Below are 21,000 nucleotides of genomic sequence, written 5' to 3' on the forward strand. Positions count from 1 at the left end.
CAGATATGCCAATAGATAACAGCAAATTGAAGCAATTGTACGCCACCTTGCAGAAGGGTGGGTATGAGCAAGACTACGATACCTTTGTCAAGGGCTTCACTGGCAACGACCATTATGCAAACCGAAAGCAAGTTTATGACCTGCTTTCGGCTAACGGTGCTCAGATTGGTTCCTCGTATGAGGAGTTCATGCAGAAGATGCAGGCACCCAAGCCACAGGCACAGGCGCAACGCCCTGCTGCACCGCATGCGAAGCCACAAGTAACGACATCGGCAGCACCTGCTCAGCAGAAGCCTGCGGCAACAGCAGCACCAGCCCCGCAAAAGAAAGGCTGGCAGCCCACGGAGCAGCAGAAAATACAGATGAGCTTGCAGGTTGGTCAGATGAGGCAGCAGGTGCAGCAAGGCATAGCTAATACCAACGCAAAGATTGGCCGCATGATGATGCCTGTAACCAAGGAGGGGCGCAAGAAACTCAGCGCGGGCAGGTTTGCAGCCCAGTTGGCAGGAACTCCGACGAGGGTTGTTGGTTTTGCGCCTCCGCAGCAGCCGTCGCAAGGTAAGGGCGGTGGCCAGCAGCAGGGTCAGAAGCCTGTGGAGAGCGAGCAATCACCACTGCCATACGGTGTGGTGTACGAGAATGGGAAGCCCAAGACGCAGTGGCTGCTTCCTGACGGCACGCTCACCACATCACTCACAGAGGCCAATCATGCTGAATATGCGGCAAGAAAGACGCGTCTTGCCCACCAATTTCAAGACCGCATGAAGGTGAATGGTCTTGACCCTAACAAGCCGGAAGATGTGCAGAGACAAGCGCAGCTTGACTATGAAGCACCTCTGCGCAAGGCATTGGAGGCAGAATGGCAGCGTGCCGAGGCTGAGGACAGAGCTGCCGATGAGCAGTACAGAAAGGATTATGAGAGAGCCAAGCATGGCGGTTTCTTTGACAGACTGAAAGATGCGCTGCTTACGCCAACAGACCCTAATGGACTGCCCATGCAGAGTTCGGCAGACTATCAGCGTGACCTCGGACGGGCCATGCAAAGGAAGCAGACTTTCAACCTTGAGAAATTGGCGCAGGCGGTATATCAGAAAATGCCGCAGTCGTACCGTGACAGTCAGATATTGCACTACTCCGACTATTTCCGCAAGCACCCGGAAGAGTTGAAAGGCAGGAGCGTGGCGCAAGCCGCCAAGGAAGCCTTGCAGGGAGAGGTGTACCGTGCCACCTACGACAGAGCCGTGCAAGCGCACATGCCGAAGAGCAAGACAGAGTTCTTGATGCGCAAGATAGCCGACCAGCCATTTCTGTCGCAGTCAATGGCAACCGACATGGCAGCTTCAGCCCTCACTGGCTCGTATGGCATGAGCCAGGCCGAGGCAGATGCCATGGGACGGTATGGACAAGAGCACCGTACGCTCGACATTGTTGGCACTGTGGCTAATATGGCTTTTGACCCTGTTACCTATATTTCTGGTGGTGTAGGTGGTGCAGCAGCGAAGAAAACCATGCAGTACACCGGCAAGGCCATGCTTAAAGGTGCGGGCAAGGAAGTTGCCGGGCGATATGCAGGAAGAACCATTGCTGGACGATTGCTTGGCGGTGCTGCTGGTGGTGTCGGCAATTTTGCCACCTATAACACTTTGACGAACATCGAACAGCAAATGCGGCTTGGTGGCGCACTTGACCCGGAAACCGGTGAACGAGAGTTTAGTGGTTCTGAGGTGCTGAAATCAACTCTGCTTGGAGTTGTGCTTGGTGCTGCAACAGGTGCATTGTCCCCTGTCATTGGCAATGTGGCTGACAAGTGGGTGAAGGCCACATCGAACACTGCCGGCAAGGTTGGCATTCGTGCAGGAGAGCTTGCCACTTCTACCATTGCTGAGGGTACCATCTTTGCTGCGCCAGAATGGGTGGAGAACGCACAGTTGGCAGATAATAACCCCAACAAGCGCAGTGCCATGGACATTTGGACGGACAACTTGGCCATGATGCTGGGTTTCAAGGCAAGCCATGGCATAAAGAGTGCACCGCGGGTTATTGCCGGAATGCGCCCTGTTGCTGAGCCTAAGACCATGGAGGAGCGCAACCACAACCGCATGAGCTTCATGGAAAGGTTGCGCAAACAGCTGGATTCCAGTCCGCGCGACCTTGACTTGACACAAGAAGAGCGTGAGGAACTGCGCAAGCAGGGCTATGGGGAGCTTGCCGACTTGTTCAGGTACACGCCCAAGCAGAAACCTGCCAAACCACAAAGCGAGGCTAAGCCGAAGATGACGGACGGCAAGACCATGACGTTTGACATTGTGAAGCGCAATGGCGTGGAGGAAGCCAATGCCGAGCGCGTGACCAATCCGGAGTTTGACGGATATTCGGCAATGGAGGCCCTCATGCAAGACCCTACCGTGAGCCAGAGCACGAGAGCCAAGGCTTACTATATCCTCACCGGGCGACAGTTGCCTATGGGAACCGTTACCGGGTATACGACGGATAAAGACGAGCACGGCAACATTTACGTAAAGGCAGTGACTGCCAATGGTGAGGTGGTGACAAACAAACGTTTTGCCGACGAATCGTCAGCCAAGCAGGAAGAAAACAATATTTTGCGACAGGCAGAACTGAACTCTGTGGACGTTGGCGAGCGATACAAGGAGACTGCGGCCAACATTAAGGTGGTGCAGGCTGCAGTGGAGCAGGTGGCACCCGGTGCCGACTTCGGGACCGTGATGCGCAACTACAAGGCTGTGAAAGAAGGTGATGCCGATGCTGTGCGCAACTATGGCGGAATGGTAAGGGATATTGACAAAGCCATTGAGGCCAACAAGACAATGGCAGACGCTGAACGCCCCGAAGCCATTCGTGCTGCCATCAAGGAAGAGACAGGCGTGGACGTGGACGATGCCATCAAGAAAGGTCCGGGCAAGCGCAACGAGCAGGAGCAAGCTGCCGTGGAGGACTACATCAGGCGACTTTATCCGGTAGAGAAAGGTCCTGAGGCAGTAGCAGAACGGCCCATGTTGGAAGAAGAGGCAGGAGCGTCCGCCATTTACGACCAGTCGCGCTTGCTTTGGGACAAGGTGGAGCAAGGCGATGCCGAAGCTAAAGCCGATGTGGACGCCATTGTTATGCGTATGCAGGAGGCCTACGAGCTCTGTGAGGACGCTTTCGGAACTGATGCCGAGTGGCGCATGGCAGAGATGAAGGAGGACCCGTGGGCGATGGTGAAAAATTCTGAGTTAACGGAAGACCAGCAAGACGCAGTGCTCTACTACATCAATGCCAAGGCTGCAATGGACGGTGTGCAGGACGCATCGAACGATGCCATGGACAACAAGCGCAAGGAGGTGGCCGCCAATGTGAAGCGTCACACTCACAAGGACAGCGGCATGGTGCTGCCAGCTACCATGAAGGTGGACGACAAGCCTGTGTATGTTGTCAAGGGCAAAGTGGCGGTGTACCCCGACGGTTCGGGCATAGACGCTGCCAAGTCAGACCAAAGCATTGTGATATGCGATGCCGAAACAGGTGAATACATGTTTGCCAGTCCAGACCAAATTTTCAACGTGGGTGAAGCCATTGACCCACAGACGGAACTCGAAGAGGCATACGCCAATATACAAGCTGAGCATGAAGCCGTGCTGGGCGGTACAGCCAATGAGGAGGAAACTCCGAGTAATGCAGAAGCCGTACCTGCCGCCGAAGCAGATGCTGCCACCGCAGACCAGCCACAGATGACTGAGGAGCAGGTGCAACAGTATGGGCAAGGTGTTTTCGATGCAGCCACACATGGTAACGGCGGCATCACCCTGCCAGAAGAGCAGGTGCAGGGAATGCAGCAGTACAACCGGCAGATGCTGGAGCAGGAGCAGCAGCGCAAGGCTGAGGAAGCCAACCGCCAGCCATCTGCCCTTTCGCGCATTCCTGTTGACGGGCAGACTGGCGAACCCATGTTTGAGCGTGCCGACCGTGAAACCGCCCTCGACGCACTCAACGAGGTGACAGGAGGCAATGAGGAAAACACCACCTCCATTGTCAATGCGCAGTTGGACCAGGCCAACAAAGCACTTGACGCATTGAGGAAGAAGGCACCGACCAAGAAAGCCCCCGCGCTGAAAGGTTCGCCCATGCAGATGGCCAAGGCACAGCAGGAGGCAGATGCTGCCTACAACACCGCCATGGAGCAGTATAATGCCCAAGTGGGTGCAGCCGAGGAGAACGTGAATGCCTGGACGCGCATCTACACCCTCATGAATGACCGCAAGCGTTCGGTGCGTGAGCAGCAGGAAGCAGCACAGAGGGAACGTGATGCCAAATTGCACGATGAAGCTGTGGCACAGTTGGAGGAGCAGAAGCGCATGGCCGCTGAGAAAGCAGCCGAGCAAGCCGAGGTCGGCACCCATGCCGTGAACCCGAAGATAAAGGCAAAGTGGGACGGAGCCACCAAGGTTGAGGGCAATTCTAACGCTATCACCCTTGCTGACGGTTCGACCCTGCGCGGCCACTATGTGCTGACAGAGGCCGGAGCGGCCACCGCCAGCCATGACGTGAACAACGCCTACGAGCCTGCTGAAGGTTTCCCTGTTGACGAGAATGGTGAGAGCGTGAATGACCGTGACTACAAGCGTGACAGAGACGCGCAGCGCATTGTGCAGGACATTGCCGACAATTACGACAGCCGTGCCCTGCAAAGTCCCGTCATCGTCAGCAAGGACGGCGTTGTGCTGAGCGGTAATAACCGCACTATGTCGGGCGAGATTGCAGCAAAGAACGGTACAGACAAGGCGTATGTGGACCACTTGCGCGAGTTTGGAGCCATGTTCGGTTTTACTCCCGAGCAGATAGAGGGCATGCAGCACCCGCGCGTTGTCTTCGTTCCTGATGAGGAATTGCCATACGATGCTAATACGTTTGCACGCTTCAATGCTGAACAGCAGAAGAAGCAGAGCAAACCTGAGCATGCCGTGAAGCTTGGCAAGATTGTTCCTGATAATGTATTTGCAAGCATTGTCGGTGATATTAGTCGCTTTGACCGCATGTCGGACTACTATGCTGATGGAAATGCAGTATCTTCTGCCATTGGTCAGTTATTGGAGGCTGGTGTTATTAACGAGATGCAGTTGCCGGAACTTCGCACTGGCAATGCTTTGTCGGCAGCAGGTAAGGAACTTATCGAGAACACACTTATAGGCAAGGTCTTCCAGGCTTCGCCCGATGCCGTGCGTCAAATTATCAGCACACCTACGCTTCGCCAATCTGTGGTTATGGGCTTGAATGAGATTGCCAACAACCGTACTCTTGCTAAGAGTGGCTATGATTTGAGTCAAGAACTTGGTGCTGCTGTTGACCTTGTGAGCCGTGCCAAGGCGGAGTCGCCCGAATTTTACAAAGAAGGTATGCCTGTATCTTCTTACGGCAGACAGCAAGGTTTGTTTGACGATGAACACGGAGATAGCCGTGTAACTGATGGCGTTACGCTTATACTTGCTGACATATTGAACAGCGGTAAGCCGAGCGACTTGCGCAAGTTCCTTTCAATATATAATAATGAAGCTGCTTCACCTGCAAGCGGTCAGTTGGACATGTTTAGCGGTGGGGTGACTTCAAAGGAAGAATTGTTGAACCGATTAAATGAACATTTTAGAAATGCAACACCAAAAGAACAACAAGCAATCGTTGATGCCTCAGTCGCAGAACGAAAGCAGAGAGCAGAAGCAGTTGTGCAAAATGCAGATGGCTTTGGACGCGATGGAGAAGAGCCAACCGACATACAAGGAGAAAGTAATGGCGGAGTTTCAGAAGCACATGTAGGTTTGAATGATGACGAGGCAAATGAACTTTTGTCTCGCATGGAAGACAACACGTCAGAAATTCCACAAATAGAACTCAATCCGACTAATTGGATTGAGCAGTTTGGTGAAAATGGTATGGTGTCAACCCCATTGGGTAAAGTAAAGATGGGTGAAAACCAAATTGCCAAGTTGTTTGAGAAAGGGCGTAGCGAGCAGTTTGGCATGATAAAGCCTACACTTGAGCATCCACACGTTATTGTTGAAGTTCCATCAGAAGCCAGTGATGGCAATACGGAACGTGCAAGTTCGTTACTGTTCATAAAAACTTTCAATGGAACAAACGGCAAAAAAGTGTATTACTTCAAGTCGGTAACGGTAAAGAAAGACGGATTGGAAGTCAGCGTTAGCAGTCATTATGACCGAGCCAAACGTGTGAAAGAGGCGTTGAAAAAAGGGAAGTTGCTATACCGATTTGACGGTGGCGCACAGACCGAACACCACCCTGCTGGTGTTTCTGTGACAACTTCCCCGAATATTACGCAGGGGAAAGATAAGTTGGTTTGGAAACACGCCGATGATGTTTCTGATGCCTCAGACGTGGCACAAGGCTTATACTCGTCGCAAGGGAATGTGTCTGACCTCGCTACCGAGGGCACGGATGTGCCTCAAACCAGTATGTCAAATAATATATGGTCTGCTTCCGAAGTGCAGAATGACAACTCGGTGGTTGTCAGTGACGGTTTGCAGTCTGAGCCTATCACCGAAAACAGCTCTTCCTCTAACGGAGTTCCGTCCAAAAATGAAGTCCATTCCGTACCCGCATTGGGAGAAGATACGGTTGCCAAGACCGAACCTCAGCAACCGAATAATGCCATTTCAAGTGACTCTTCGCTTTCTGATGGCAAGCATAATGGCATTATGCCATCAGAACCCAACGGTGAGTCAACCGTTTCTTCTGTAAGCAAAGTTATAAATAATCAATCGACTTTGCAAGGAAATGCGGAGAAAAGTGTTGGTGGAGAGGGAGAAACGTCACTTTCTGAACAGATTGCCACCGCCTCAGCCGAAGTGAACACCGCCCCCACCGAAGCACAGAAGGAAGTCGGCAATTATAAGAAGGGACATGTGCAAGTTGGCACGTTTGACATCACCATTGAGCAGCCGCAGGGCAGCGTGCGTAAGGGCACTGATGCTGACGGCAAGCAATGGGAAAGCAAGATGCACAACACCTATGGCTACATTCGTGGTGCAGTGGGTGTTGACGGCGACCACATAGACGTGTTCCTCTCCAATGACATTGACGGTTGGAACGGACACAAGGTGTTTGTCGTTGACCAGTACAACCCTGATGGCACGTTTGACGAACACAAGGTGATGCTTGGCTTCAACGATGCTGACGAAGCGAAGAGCGACTATCTTGCCAACTATGAGAAAGGTTGGGAAGATGGACGCAGGATTGACGTGACTGCTGTGAACCTCGAAGACTTTGAAAAGTGGATAGCATCGAGCAAGCGTAAGATTAAGCCGTTTGGTGAGTACTCGTCGGTGAAGAAGGACGCTGTTGAAATCAATGCACCGAAAGCCGGCTATTCCATCACTCCTTCAACCTACACCAACAAGAAGGGCAAGACGAGCAATGTTTCTCTCCTTACCTTTGACCATGATTTGACAGCCGACCAAGAACGTGCCGTCAAGGAGTTTGCCAAAGAACGGACAGGTGAGGGACGCTTTGCCCCTGCACGCGGTTGGAAAGACCGTGAGAGCGGCGGCTGGATATTCCGCAATGAGGAGGACGCACGCAAGGCCGCTGAAATGGTTGGTAATGAGGAGGCCGTGGCAGATAACCAGCCAATGACAGCGCAGGAGCTTCGTGATGCAGTGGAGCCGAAGAAGCCAACGGCACGCAAGAAGACCGCTGCCAAGAAGCCTGCAAACCGTGTAGAGGTTGCAGATGTGGTAGAGCAGAAGCCATCAGAGCCGACTAAAGCTGAGCAACCAAAGCAGGACGGTGAGAAGAAACTTGTCATTACTGATGAAATGAAGCATGATGAGGACATTCTTCGTGAATTGCTTGGTATTGGCGATGAAGAGTTGGACGGAGGCATAAAGTTTCGTGACCCCGATGCGATGACCTCTCAACAGAGACGTTTTGTGTACAATGCAGGTGTGAACTACTCATTGGGGTATATTGACCAAGGCTTTGTGGCATTCCCCGAATTTGCAAAGGCAATGGTCGGCCGTCTCGGCTATAAAATCAAGCCGTGGCTGAAATCTTTTTATGAGGGTGTAAAACGAATTCCTGGTTATGACCAAGCGATGTTTACTCCAACAGAGGAGGTTGATGGCTTTGACGTGGAGAACTTCGACAAGCCTAACAAGGACGTGTTGGCACAAGCCAACATGATAGTAGAGGAGAATAAGGCACAAGTGGCCGCAGACAAAGCAAACAACGAACTAAAGACAACAAGAAATGAGCAACGAAAAGAAATTGAAAAGCAGACAGCAGCAAATACAGATGCTGTTGCAGCAGAAGCAGAGACTATTGCAAGCAAAGCAGAAGCTCTCGCAAAAACTTCGAGCGACGAGCAAGCCCTCGCAGGAGCAGCAGAGCAAGTAGATGGAACTCTCGACAAGGTAAATGAGCAGCTTGCCCTGCTTGGGTACTATGAGGCTGAGGAGGTGGAGAAGGACTACAACGAAGCATACGGCTATATGCGTAATGCTGAGAAGAAATCCGTGAAGGACGCGGCCAACCTTGCAAGCCAGTTGATTAACGACCTTGGACTTGACCGCTTCGAGGCTACTCATACGGACAAGGTAGACAAGAATGGCAACCGTAAGACTAAGCCACTTGCAGTTTCCAACATATCGCCTGTTGGAGGTGATGTGTCTATACACCTGCCATTAGAAGAAGGACGCGAGCTGTATCTGACAATAGGCGTTGAGCCAAGAGCAGCCAAGGGTGTAGATGGCTTTGGAGGCAGCGACCTTGAAGTTACTCACATCATGTTCCGTGTTGACCATTCTGAAGGCACTGGCAATGACCGCTACGGTAGGAATGTCTTCGTTGACAGCAAAGTTACGTATTCTGACCTTTTGAAGCAGGTGCAGCGTGAAGCCTATAAGTATCTGCCCGGCAAGGCAGAAGCCAAGGAGGGCGAGTACTATTCGGGTGACAAGGTGGAGTACAGTCCCGATGGCGGCAGAACATGGCATGATGCTGTTGTGGCGCAGCCTAATGATGAGGGAGGCTTCCGTATTGATACTGGTCTTGCTCCTGCCATGTGGGTTAATGCTCATTCGGACCAGTTGCGCCATAAGGCAGAAGCGCGCAAAGACGAGGACATCTTCCAGAAAGCGGAGCGCATTGCAAGTGAGAGTCGTGATAAACGAGCCAAGAGCAATGTTGAAAAGCTTAAGCCAATTGGTAAGGGTGCATTTGGTGACGTATATAATCAGTTTCAAGGAAATGCGCAAGAGGCTTTTGCTTTCCTTAAAGAAAAAAGAAGTGGCGATGTACTTGGAGTTTTCCGCAGAGATGGTGTAGGTAACATTGATGTAGTCTGGGGTGATAAAGGCGGTGGTTTATGCCACATTATAGACAAACATGTTGGAGAAGGAAAAAGTTTTCTTTCTGTTGATGAGGCTGCAAAGGTCATAGACAGCATCATCAAAACTGGTGATAAGGATTTTGAGAATGGTGACAAGATTGTATTCAAGAAAGGAAGCAAACTTGTAACTATACGCAAGAATGTCAGAGATAAGGGCAAAAAAATAGCCGACAAGAATTGGATTCTGACGGCTTATGATGAATTGTCAGCTGATGGAGACGTAAGTGCTATAGCTCCAAACAATCAAGGTCAAGCTGCACGGACCACTGACAATTCACATGGCAAAGGTATAGGAAATTCTCAAAATAAGCAAGAGGACCAAAAGGAAAAGACAACCAAGAAAGTTAAACCAGAGCAGCAGGTAGGCGATTTGTTTGCCGGGCTGTTCGATAAACCATCAAACAATGGATTACAAGGAAATGATGCTTCGATACGCACCGAAGCAGTGCCAGCCGACCATAGTGGACAACGGCAAGGATTACGAGGATGCCAAGGAAACTCTCGCAAAACAGTTGCACAAGAAGGTGGAAGACCTGACGGAGGACGAGGAGGACAAAGCACTGGCGAAGATAGGGCTGTGTCCGCTGGACTTCATGGACTGACCGAGCCGAAGAACACACGCAACAACCATTCAGAGCGTGGCGCAGACCATGCGCCTACTTCGGTGAATGGCAGGATAGAGGCCAACATCAAGGCTATTGAGTTGGCGCATGAATTACTTGAGAGCGGTGAGACAGCCACTCCCGAGCAGATGAGTGTGCTTAGACAGTTCAGTGGTTGGGGAGGTCTTGGAGCCGCTTTCAGTGACGGAGGCTACGACTGGAAACAGCGTGAACGCAACAAGAAGATACGTGAGTTGCTTGGAGAAGAAGCCTATGAGCAGGCCGTTATGAGTGCCAATAGTGCCTACTACACTCCTGCATACGTTGTTGACACACTTTGGGACATTGCAAATCAGCTTGGTTTCAAGGGTGGCAACATCTTGGAGGGTTCCGCAGGTATTGGCAATATCTTGGGACAGATGCCTGCAATGGTAAGCGGGCGCAGTGACATTCACGCCATTGAGATAGACGGCACATCTGGCGGCATACTCTCGTTGCTCTACCCCGATGCCAAGGTGGAGATACAAGGTTTTGAGCAGACACGCATTCCTAATTGCAGCGTGGATTTGGCCATTACCAATGTGCCTTTTGTAACTGGATTGCGTGTGAATGACACCACTGGCGACAGCGACCTTTCTAAGAAGTTCCACAATATCCATGACTTCTGCATAGCCAAGAACGTGCGCAAACTGCGTGAGGGCGGCTTGGGTATCTTCATTTCTTCAAACGGCACACTCGATAACAGCAAGGCTTTGCGCGACTGGGTTGTGAACGAGGGAGGTTCGGACTTCATCGGAGCATTTCGCATGAATAACAAGACCTTTGGCGGTACAACCGTCACGTCTGACATTATCGTTATCCGCAAGCGGGTGAATGGTCAGAAGTCTGCCCAAGCCATTGACGTGAGCAGCATCAGTGGTGAGCGTACAGCCGAATATGAAGAACCAGGCGCACGCAAGGCCAAACAGCTCTCGATGGACTACAACAAGTATTTCATCGAGCACCCCGACCATATGGCCGGTGAAATGCGCTTTGCCTTTGAGGCAGGTGATACATTCAGACCTACCAGCAAGGGACTCTACCCGGTAAGCGGCAAAGACCAAGGCAAGATGCTGGCTGATTTCGTTAAATCGTTCACAGAGGAGACAGGCAGCAGCGTGGCAACCATGGAGAATGCTAAGCCATCTTATGTGAGCGATGTCTCTGCTGACGGCAAAAAGCTTGGCGAGATGTACTTGAAAGACGGTAAGCTCGTCACCGCAGGATTTGGCGGTTACTATCCGCTTGAAGTGAACGACAAGAAGATAAAAGGACACACCAAGCAGGAGTGCTTCACTGCTTATGCTGCCATCAAAGACGCATTGGCCGAAGTCATGCAGTACCAGACAGAGAATGAGGGTGATGAAGGACTGAAGCCATTGATTGCCAAACTCAACAAGGCCTACGATGCCTTTGTCAGTACTTACGGTCATTTCAATAAGAACAACCAATTAGCATGGTTGCGCAATGACGTGGACTATCCTAATGTGTTCTCATTGGAGACATATAAGGAGCAAGGAGACGGCAAGGGTGGTGTTGTCAAGACCTACGATAAGGCCGATGTGATGAAAGGCCGAGTAGTGGAGAAGGAAAGCGAACCTCACCCCGAAAATGTCAATGATGGCGTTGTGGTGAGCATGTTCAAGAACGGACGCATAGATGTTCCTTACATTGCAAGCCAGCTTGGAAAGAGTGAGGCAGAAGTGAAACGTGAAATCATTGACAGCGGACTTGGCTTTGAAGACCCTGCGACACGACAGATGGAAGTGTCATACCAGTATTTGAGCGGTAACGTGAGAGAGAAGCTGAAACAAGCTGAGGCCAACAATGAGAATGGTGAGTACAGCAAGAACATCAAGGCATTGCAGGAAGTTGTTCCTATGAATATTCCTGCACACTTGATAGATTTTACACTCGGTTCGTCATGGCTTGACCCAAAACTCTATGACGCGTATGTTAAGGAGCGTACCGACATAGACGTGCATTTCACAGCTGCTGGTGGTACATGGTTCATGAAAGCCCCGACTTATGGTGTAAACGTTGAGAAGAACCGTGCAATGGGTATTGTGAGCGAAAAGCTTAAAAAGACCATTATGGGACACGAACTCATTTCAGCTGCAATTCAGAATAAAAGTATAGTCGTGTCACGTACTGAAAAGCATTTTGACGGCACAACGGAAACCGTTACAGACCGTGAGGCTACGGCCGCATGTGCAGCCAAGATAGACGAGATACGTCAGGACTTCAAGGACTGGGTGCGCGGAAAGATGCAGAGTGACGCGGACTTGTCAGCACGCATGGAGCAAGCGTATAACGACCGCTTCAACAACTATGTTCCTATGAGCATACCTAATGACTTTGTACCTGAATACTTCGGCGGTGCGACACACAAGTTCAAGATGCGGTCACACCAAGGTAAAGCCATTGTACGAGGTACGATGCAGCCATTGCTGCTTGCCCATGAGGTTGGCACCGGGAAGACATTCACTCTTATCTCCACTGCTATGGAGATGCGCAGACTCGGCACGGCACGCAAGCCTATGATTGTGGTGCAGAATGCCACAGTAGGACAATTTGCAGCCTCAGCCAAGGAACTCTATCCGAATGCCAAGGTGCTTGTGCTGGACGATAACGACCGTGATGCAGAGGGTCGAAAGAATTTCTATGCCAAAATCAAGTATAATGATTGGGATATGGTAATTATCCCTCAGAGCACGTTGGACAAAATTCCTGACAGCGACGAGCGTCAGATGCAGTTCAAACAGGACAAGATAGACGAGAAGATGCTTGTGCTTGAACAGATGCGTGAGGCAGACTCCAGCGGCAGAGATCCTATAACAAGGCGTGCAGAAAAGGAACTTGCCGACTTGCAAGCAGAAATGGCAGCATTGACAGAAGGTATTTCAAAGAAGCGCACAGCCAACGATGAAAAGAAGAAAGCCGTTGCCAAGCAGAACGCAGCTGTCAAGGCTGAGGAAATGCTCGACCGTCGCACGGATGATGTGGAGAACTTTGACGATATGGGCATTGACGCACTGCTCATTGACGAGGCGCACGAATACAAGCACCTCGGCTTTGCCACTGCCATGCAGCGCGGAGTGAAAGGCGTTGACCCATCGTACAGCAAGAAGTCGCAAGGCGTGTATCTAAAGACACAAGCCGTGCTGGAGAAGAACAACGGACGTAACGTCATCTTTGCCACTGGTACGCCTATCAGCAACACTGCCGCAGAGATATGGACTTTCATGCGCTACCTCATGCCAAAGGACACCATGAAGGAGTACGGCATCTACTACTTTGACGACTTCGTGCGCAATTTCGGCAACATACAGCAGATGCCCGAATTTGGCACAAGCGGCAAGTTCAAGGAAGTGAACCGCTTTGCAGGATATGTGAACCTGCCCGAATTGGTGCGTATCTGGTCGGGAGTGGCCGACACCGTGCTGACCAAAGACCAAACCGAGCTGGTGAAGAAAATACCCGAAATGGAGGGCGGCAAGGCACAGGACATCTATCTACCACAGACACGCGCCCTGCGCAGCGTGATGAAGTATGTGCGTGATGAACTCAAACGCTTTGACGAAATGAGCGGCAAGGAGAAGAAAGAGAACAGCAGCATTCCGCTCACCATGTATGGCATAGCACAGGGAGCCGCTGTCGATGCCCGACTTGTTGAGATGGACGCAGAGGATGATCCAAAGAGCAAGACCAACGAGGCCGTGCGCCAAACCCTGCGCTCGTTGAAAGAGACGGACGACTACAAGGGAACGGTGGCCATCTTTGCCGACCACTACCAAAACAAGCGCAGCGGTTTCAACCTGTATGAGGACATCAAGCAGAAACTCATAGCGCAAGGCGTACCCGAAAGCGAGGTGGTCGTGATGAAGCCTGGCATGACCATCAAGAAGAAACTCGACATCTTCGACAAGGTGAACCGTGGCGAGGTGCGTGTGGTACTCGGCAGTACAGCCACCCTTGGTACAGGCGTGAACATACAGGAGCGTCTGCACACCCTTATTCACCTCGATGCGCCCAACCGACCGATGGACTACACACAGCGCAATGGCCGTATCTTGCGACAGGGCAACCTGCACAAGCAATGGGGCAAGCCAGTACGTGTGCTCCGTTTCGGTGTGGAGGACAGCCTTGATGTAACAGCCTATCAGCGACTGAAAACCAAGGGAGCGATTGCCGACAGCGTGATGGAGGGCGACCGACTGATGCAGGACAGCATGAACAACCGTGTGCTTGAAGAGGAAGAAGATGTGTTCGGTGATACCGTGGCGCAGCTTTCGGGTAGCGAGTATGCCCTGCTGAAAAACAATGCGGAGAAGAATGTGCGAAAGTACGAGAGCCGCAGAAAGCAGTGGGAGGCCGACCAAACCTATATCCACAATGCCAAGCCCAAGCTGGAGGGACAAATAAAGGCCGCAGAGCTGCGAGCAGAGGAAGCCAACGCCCACCTGCTTGCCGTGCAAAAGGCATTCCCCGATGGCAAGTTTACGGAGATAACCGTAGGCAAACAGAAGTTCGGTTCTGTTGATGCCATGTCCGACTTCATCAAGGAACACAACAAGAAAATCCTCGATGCAGTAAAGGCTATGAAAGAACACTCAGGCAATGCGGCACAGACCAACACCCTCACCTTGTCGTTGGGTGGCTATGACTTCGTTGTAAAGACCGAGATGTCGCGTGAGACGCAGAACATTGGCGGTTCGCTCTTTGCAGAGATACACCGCAAAATGACCTACTCATGCCCCGAACTCGGGCTGACCGACATACCTGTCAAGCAGTCGCTCTTGCGCAATGCCGTTGAGGACATCACCGAGAACGTCATTACAGGCAAGGACTTCGCGGAGCGGTTCGACATAGCCACGCGCATGGTGAAACACGGCAAGTCAGAGTTGGAGCAACTGAAACAGCGTGAGAGCAAACCGTTTGAGTTCGGCAAGGAACTCGAAGAGGCCAAGCGTCAGTTTGAGGAATACTCCGAGGCCATGAAAGTGGAAATGGCAGAAAAGGAAAAGAAGTATGCCGAGATGGACGCAAGCGTGGAGGCCGCTACCGATGTTGTCGCAGACGATGAGGACGAGACGAGCGAGGACAAGACCAAGTTCCGTTTGCTCGAGGACGATGACCCAAAGGCGATAGAGCTGGAGTCGTTGCCCGACAGCGAGCTTGTGCCAGTATATCGCAACGTGCAAGCCTTTGAGGACGATGCACTCGGTTCGCCTATGGCGTTTACCGATGCGGAGACAGGCGAGCGCAGAACCTTGCAGGGGCAGAAGTGGAACTATTCCAACCCACCGCAGATTGAACTCACACCAGAGCAGCAGCGGCAGTTGGACGAACTCAACAAGAACGGCTACATCGTGGTGGACGGCAAGAAAACCACGGAGTTGCAGATAAATGACGGATTGAAGTTCGTAAAGCCAAAGACCAAGGACGCACAGCTGCAATACTTCTTGAAGAAGAACCCCGAGGACAAAGGCTTGTGGGCGGCATACGACCCATACGACCATGCCATCGAGACACCGCTGAACACCCAGTTTGGCGAGGCGTACAAGCGTCCGAACCTTGTAGTGGTGCGCAGTCTCATTCCGAAATCGGAGATTGATGAGCCATTCCATGCCGACTATGCCCTGCTGCCCACTGGAGCGCATCAGTGGAACAACGGCCGCACACTCTACCTCTCACGCTGGAGCAAGATAGACAAGGTGCTCACGCGCGAGGAGGAAGCCAAACTCATTGACGAATATTGGAAGAAACACCCCGGCAAGCGTGAGGCATTGAAGAGCCACCGCGACTACAACCGCTTTGTGCCGCAGGTGCGCAGAGAGTTGGAGAAGATGGGCTACCGCTTTGAGTTGGACGGTAAAGAACTCACTCCCGAAGAAAGCCTTGCACTTGACAGGCAGAATATGGAGAACCGTGATGTTATCCCCGGACGCGAGGGACACGCACCATTCATGACCAACGAGGACATTGCACGCATCAATGCCAAGATGTCTGGCAAGTGGGTGGGCGAACCCAAGGAGGCGATGAACAATGCGATGGCCGAGCGTGTGAACGAGTTGGCAGAGCGGCTCCATACACCTGTGCGCATTATCCGCACGGACGAGGAGGTGGCCGCATTGCCGAGTACACGCCAGCGCAGAATGAAAGGCAGCTTTAATCCTTTGACTGGTGAAGTTACCATCGTTGTGCCTAACAATGCCAACATGGCAGATGTGGAGAACACGTTTATCCATGAGGTTGTGGGGCATGACGGACTGCGTGTGCTGTTCCCCGAAGAGGAGAAACTGAACAATGCTCTTGATGAACTCTACAACGTGTCGAAAGACGAGATACGGAATACCATTGACCGTATGGCGCAGAAGATGTATGATGCCGAGGTGGACAGACTCCGCGAGAAGAAACGCAAGGAGCATGAGGCCAAGGGCGAGGACAGCAACGCCACCTACTATGCGGACATGGCAGAGGCACATGCCGAGGCAAGCAAGAAGCGCGAGCAGTTCAAGCGTGATGCCACGGAGGAGTACGGAGCCGACCTTGCAGGACGCATCGGTGAGAAAGGCTTTGAGAAGATGAGTGCCGAGGAACTTACGTTCTGGGGCAAGTTGAAGTCCATGCTCCAAAAAGCCCTTCAAAAGTTGCTTGACGGATTGAAAATCCCTGGCAAGAAGAAATGGGGTGATAAGGAATGGGCGTTTGTCCTGCACGAAGCATACAAGCGCAAGAAGAACGGAGGCAAGCCCGATGTGTTTGACGCAGCCGATACCGAGGTAATGCGGAGAAAGACAGGGTTTGGTGAGACGAAGTTCAGTGATGGACATAAAAAAAGTGCCCAACTCAATGAGGCAGCACTTAAGCACTTAGAGCCTACTGATGTTGAACACGCTGCAAAGGTACAGCAAAAACGTGAGAAAGCCAAAGAAGCACTTGCAAATGTTGCAAAAACATACAAGAATACAACTGACAGCAAGGGCTTTATATCAGATTTAAGCAATAGTCTTGGTCTGACAAGAGGCAGCACTGGAAGTGGGTATGGCTCATTTGAAACGCCCAATGGCAAGGTGTTTACTATCAGAGTGAGCAACCATAACATCAACGCAGCAAATGTCGGTGATGAGCCTGTCGAAAGCATTGTTATCAAGACTAAACGAAGTCCTAACAGATTTCATGCAGAAGATGGGAAGTTTGCAAACGAGTATGTTTACTTCAAAGAGGATATTCGCAAAGCACCTGCGGGAACATTGAGTGCCATTGCAGAAAGTATTTCTGATTTGCTTGATACTGGCGAGTATCACGACAAGACAGGACTTGCAAAGGACAACCATAGTCCAGAGACCGACCCCGATGGGGGCATGAAGTTCCGCGATGGCGACATGGGACTTGACGAGACCATTACGCAGATGAAGATTGCAGCGAGCCAAGCCAATGCCGACAACTGGCAAGCCAAGCAAGAGGCGATGAAAGCCATTGGCGGCAACTTGAACAAACTGCGTCAGGCGATGGCACGTCAGAGAGAGTATGACCTTTCGACCGTGAAGAGCATCTCCGACCTTGCCAAGGTGCTGCTTGACAACGGACTGCTCGATGATTTGAGCAAGTACGAGACCAAGCGCATACTCTCGGCAGTGAACAACGCCCACGGCAAGCAGGACACCAGCAACCAAGTGGCCAAGGTTATGGACATTATGGTAGATAACCAGTTGCGCATGGGTGCAAATATGCTCGGCAGACTGCTCTCCACCCGTGGTAGCCGTGTAGATGCACGAGGCATCGAGGTGCAAGGGCAGATTGACCCAGACGGACAGACCATTGCACAGGTGGTAAGGAAAGCCACTTCCCTGCCAAAGGCCGACATCGAGGAGCGCATTGCCGAGGCATTGAACCGCATGGGCAGCGATGACCAAGCCGTGGCCGATGAAGCTGCTTTGGAGTACAGCGGTCTGTTGCTTGCCCACCAGTTTGCCGAGGACATCACCGACAGCAAAGCCGAAGAAAAGGCATTGCGCGACAGCATCAAGCAAGCCAAGGAAGATTTGGACGCTGGCATGATGGAGAAAGATGCCTACAACGAATATGTGGCAGCGACCAATGATGCCATTCGTCAGAATAAGATAGAGCGAGCCGAAGCCTACCGTTCCATTGTGGAGCAAGTAGGCAGCGTGTTGGGCGGCAGTGTAGAGCGAGCCAAGCAATGGCGCGAGGCAGAGAAACAGCGTGTGGAGGCAATCCACCACAATGCAAACTCCGACATGGTAGGCCGTCCGACAGACGAACACCACAAGGAGGACAAGGTGCAGAAGATAGCCAACAACAGCGCAGTACGTTTCCTGCTTGCACCATTAGGCACGTTTGATCAGATGCTGCGAATGTTCGGCAAGAAGAGCGTGAACGGTGAGGGCTACCTTTGGAACCGCTATATGCGCGGTTGGGTTGATGCCACCGAGAGAGAGTACAAAGGCTATCAGAACGCCTTGAAAACCCTTGACGAGAAAGTGAGCGAAGTGTTCGGCAAGAACATGAAATGGGGCGACCTCTTTGCCATGGAGCGCAAGATGCCCAAGGCAACCATTACATTCTGGGACGGAGGCGAGCGGAAAGACCACGAACTCACCCAAGGCAACCTGCTCTACATCTATATGGTTGACAAGATGGCAGACGGACGCATGAAGTTACGCAGAATGGGTATCACCGAAGAAGATGTCGAGAACATCAAGGATTTCGTTGACCCACGTTTCCTGCAACTTGCCGACTGGATGCAGGAGGAGTTCCTCGTAGGAAAGCGCAACGAGTACAATGATGTACACAAGCGCATGTTCGGTGCGTCAATGGCCGCGATAGAGAACTACTTCCCATTGAAGATACTCGCCAATGCAAGAATAGAAGATGTGGACGTAGCCGACGACACCACCGACACCGCCCTGCCAGCCACCTCGACAGGCAGCATCATCAAGCGCAGACGCAACAATCTCGCCCTTGACGTGATGGGTGCGGACGCATTCAGCGTGATACTTGACCACATTCAGCAGATGGAGCGTTGGGCAGCGTTTGCAGAGTTCAACAGAGACTTGAACACCCTGCTCTCGTACAAGCACTTCCGCAACCAAGTGATGAACATGTCGAGCGTGTACGGAGGCGGCAAGACCCTGTGGAACAACTTCCGCAACGTGTGCAGCATGGCCGCAGGAGCATACCGCCCACCGATTGCACAGCTTGACAAGGCCGCAGTGAACATCGCCAAGGGCATAACGGCAGCAAAGGTAAGTTTCAGAGTGTTCACCGCACTGAAGCAGTTCCTCTCCATGCCAGCCTACCTTTCGGACAGCAACCCTGTATATCTTGCCGCCAACATCGCCAATCCGATAGGCGCATGGAAATGGTCGATGGAGAACCTGCCAATCTTTGAAAAGCGTTGGAAGAGCCGCATGGCAGGAGACCCACGACTGATGAAGAGCGAGATGGACTGGAAGATGTGGCGCAGCCATGTGGTGGAAATCGCCTCACGCATCGGTATGTCGCCCAATGCCTTTGTCGATGCGCTGACCGTGGCCATCGGTTCACACGCCATGTACCAGACGAAGAAACAAAAATATCTTCGCTATGGCTATGACGAGGAAGTGGCAGAGAAACGCGCCAAGCAAGACGCGACAATTCTGTTCAACCAGACACAGCAGTCGAGCGAGAGCGCATTTCTCTCCACCATGCAAGTGGACCGTTCATGGCTGAGCGTGCTGTTCACCATCTTCCGCAACTCGTCCATGTCATATACAAGGCAGTTGTATGATGCTATCCGCAACATCAAGCACCGCTTTGAGCCGGGCTACCAATCCATGAGTGAGGAGTACATGGCCAAACAGATGCGCAGGGACGGCATAGACCCCGACAAGGCAGACAGCAACGCCAAGAGCGAGTACCGCAGAAGTCTGTTGCGCGACATCGCAAGAATAGGCGTGTTCGGCTACATTCTGCAATTCGCATGGAACTTTGGCGCATACCTGCCATACCTTATTGCAGGAGACGACAAGGATGAGAAGAGCAAGATGTGGGACGATGTAATCAACCACACCATGTTCGGCAGCATTGAGGGACTGACAGGCGGAGACGTGATGAGTTCGGCAGGACAGATGGCACTCAACGGAGAAGCCGCCAACTGGAGTTACCTCGTAAAGGATATGCCGTTGGCAAGCGACCTTGCGGCCATACTTCAGAAGATGCCGAAAGACAAGGTAGCCGCCATGAACGATGTGGTGAACCTGCTTGTGCAGTCGGGCGTTGGAGTCAATCCGCAATCGCTGACCGATGCAGTGGTAGCCATCATGGACTATTGCGGAGACGATGCCGAGACCTCACGCGAATGTGCGCTGCTCATTGCACGCATCATCAACTGCCCACAGAGCCAAACCGACAAAATCTATTTTGACGAGTTGGGCGCAACGGCAGCAGAGGCAAGCAATATGACACCAGCCGAGATAGCCGAGCGATATGCCGAGTACAAGATACACAGAGGCGCACCGCTCACAGGCTGGGCATATTCAGAGGAGGCACGGGACAGTGTGAAAACCGCACAGCAGAACCGCGTGCTGACCAAAGCCAAGGAGAAGATGAGCAATCGAATGGAGACCGAGGCCACCAAGCAGTTGCTCTCCACCTATGACGAGGTTAGCAAGCTGCAGACCGAGTTGTCGAAATTGAAAAAGACCGACAGAGCCGCCTACCGCGAGGGCATGAAACAACTCCGTCAGAAGTACAATATGCGAGAGCACGGACGCATGAAACGGTACAAGCACGACATGAAACAGCTCACGGAGAAGTATCTGCGCAGCAAGAACGCAGAAGAGCGCGACAGCCTTGTGAGGGTAATGACCACCACACGCGACAAGTTGCTTGACGACATCGGCAGAATGAACCAACAATAGTTAAACAATGAGGGACGGTGCAATAATATAA

General features: G+C 52.0%; 1 protein-coding gene. It reads left to right on the forward strand.

From position 1 onward, the window contains the following. Positions 1-5 precede the first annotated feature (5 nt). Positions 6-20,969, forward strand: coding sequence for a putative barnase/colicin E5 family endoribonuclease (locus BQ5453_RS11410; protein WP_071123294.1), 20,964 nt, complete (start codon positions 6-8; stop codon positions 20,967-20,969). The last annotated feature ends 31 nt before the right edge of the window (positions 20,970-21,000 follow it).

Origin of the sequence: Prevotellamassilia timonensis (genome assembly GCF_900106785.1) — a bacterium.
GTDB lineage: Bacteria > Bacteroidota > Bacteroidia > Bacteroidales > Bacteroidaceae > Alloprevotella > Alloprevotella timonensis.

Excerpts from the sequence above, each read along its gene's own strand:
- BQ5453_RS11410 (WP_071123294.1), top strand. The coding sequence starts at position 6 with ATGCCAATAGATAACAGCAAATTGAAGCAATTGTACGCCACCTTGCAG.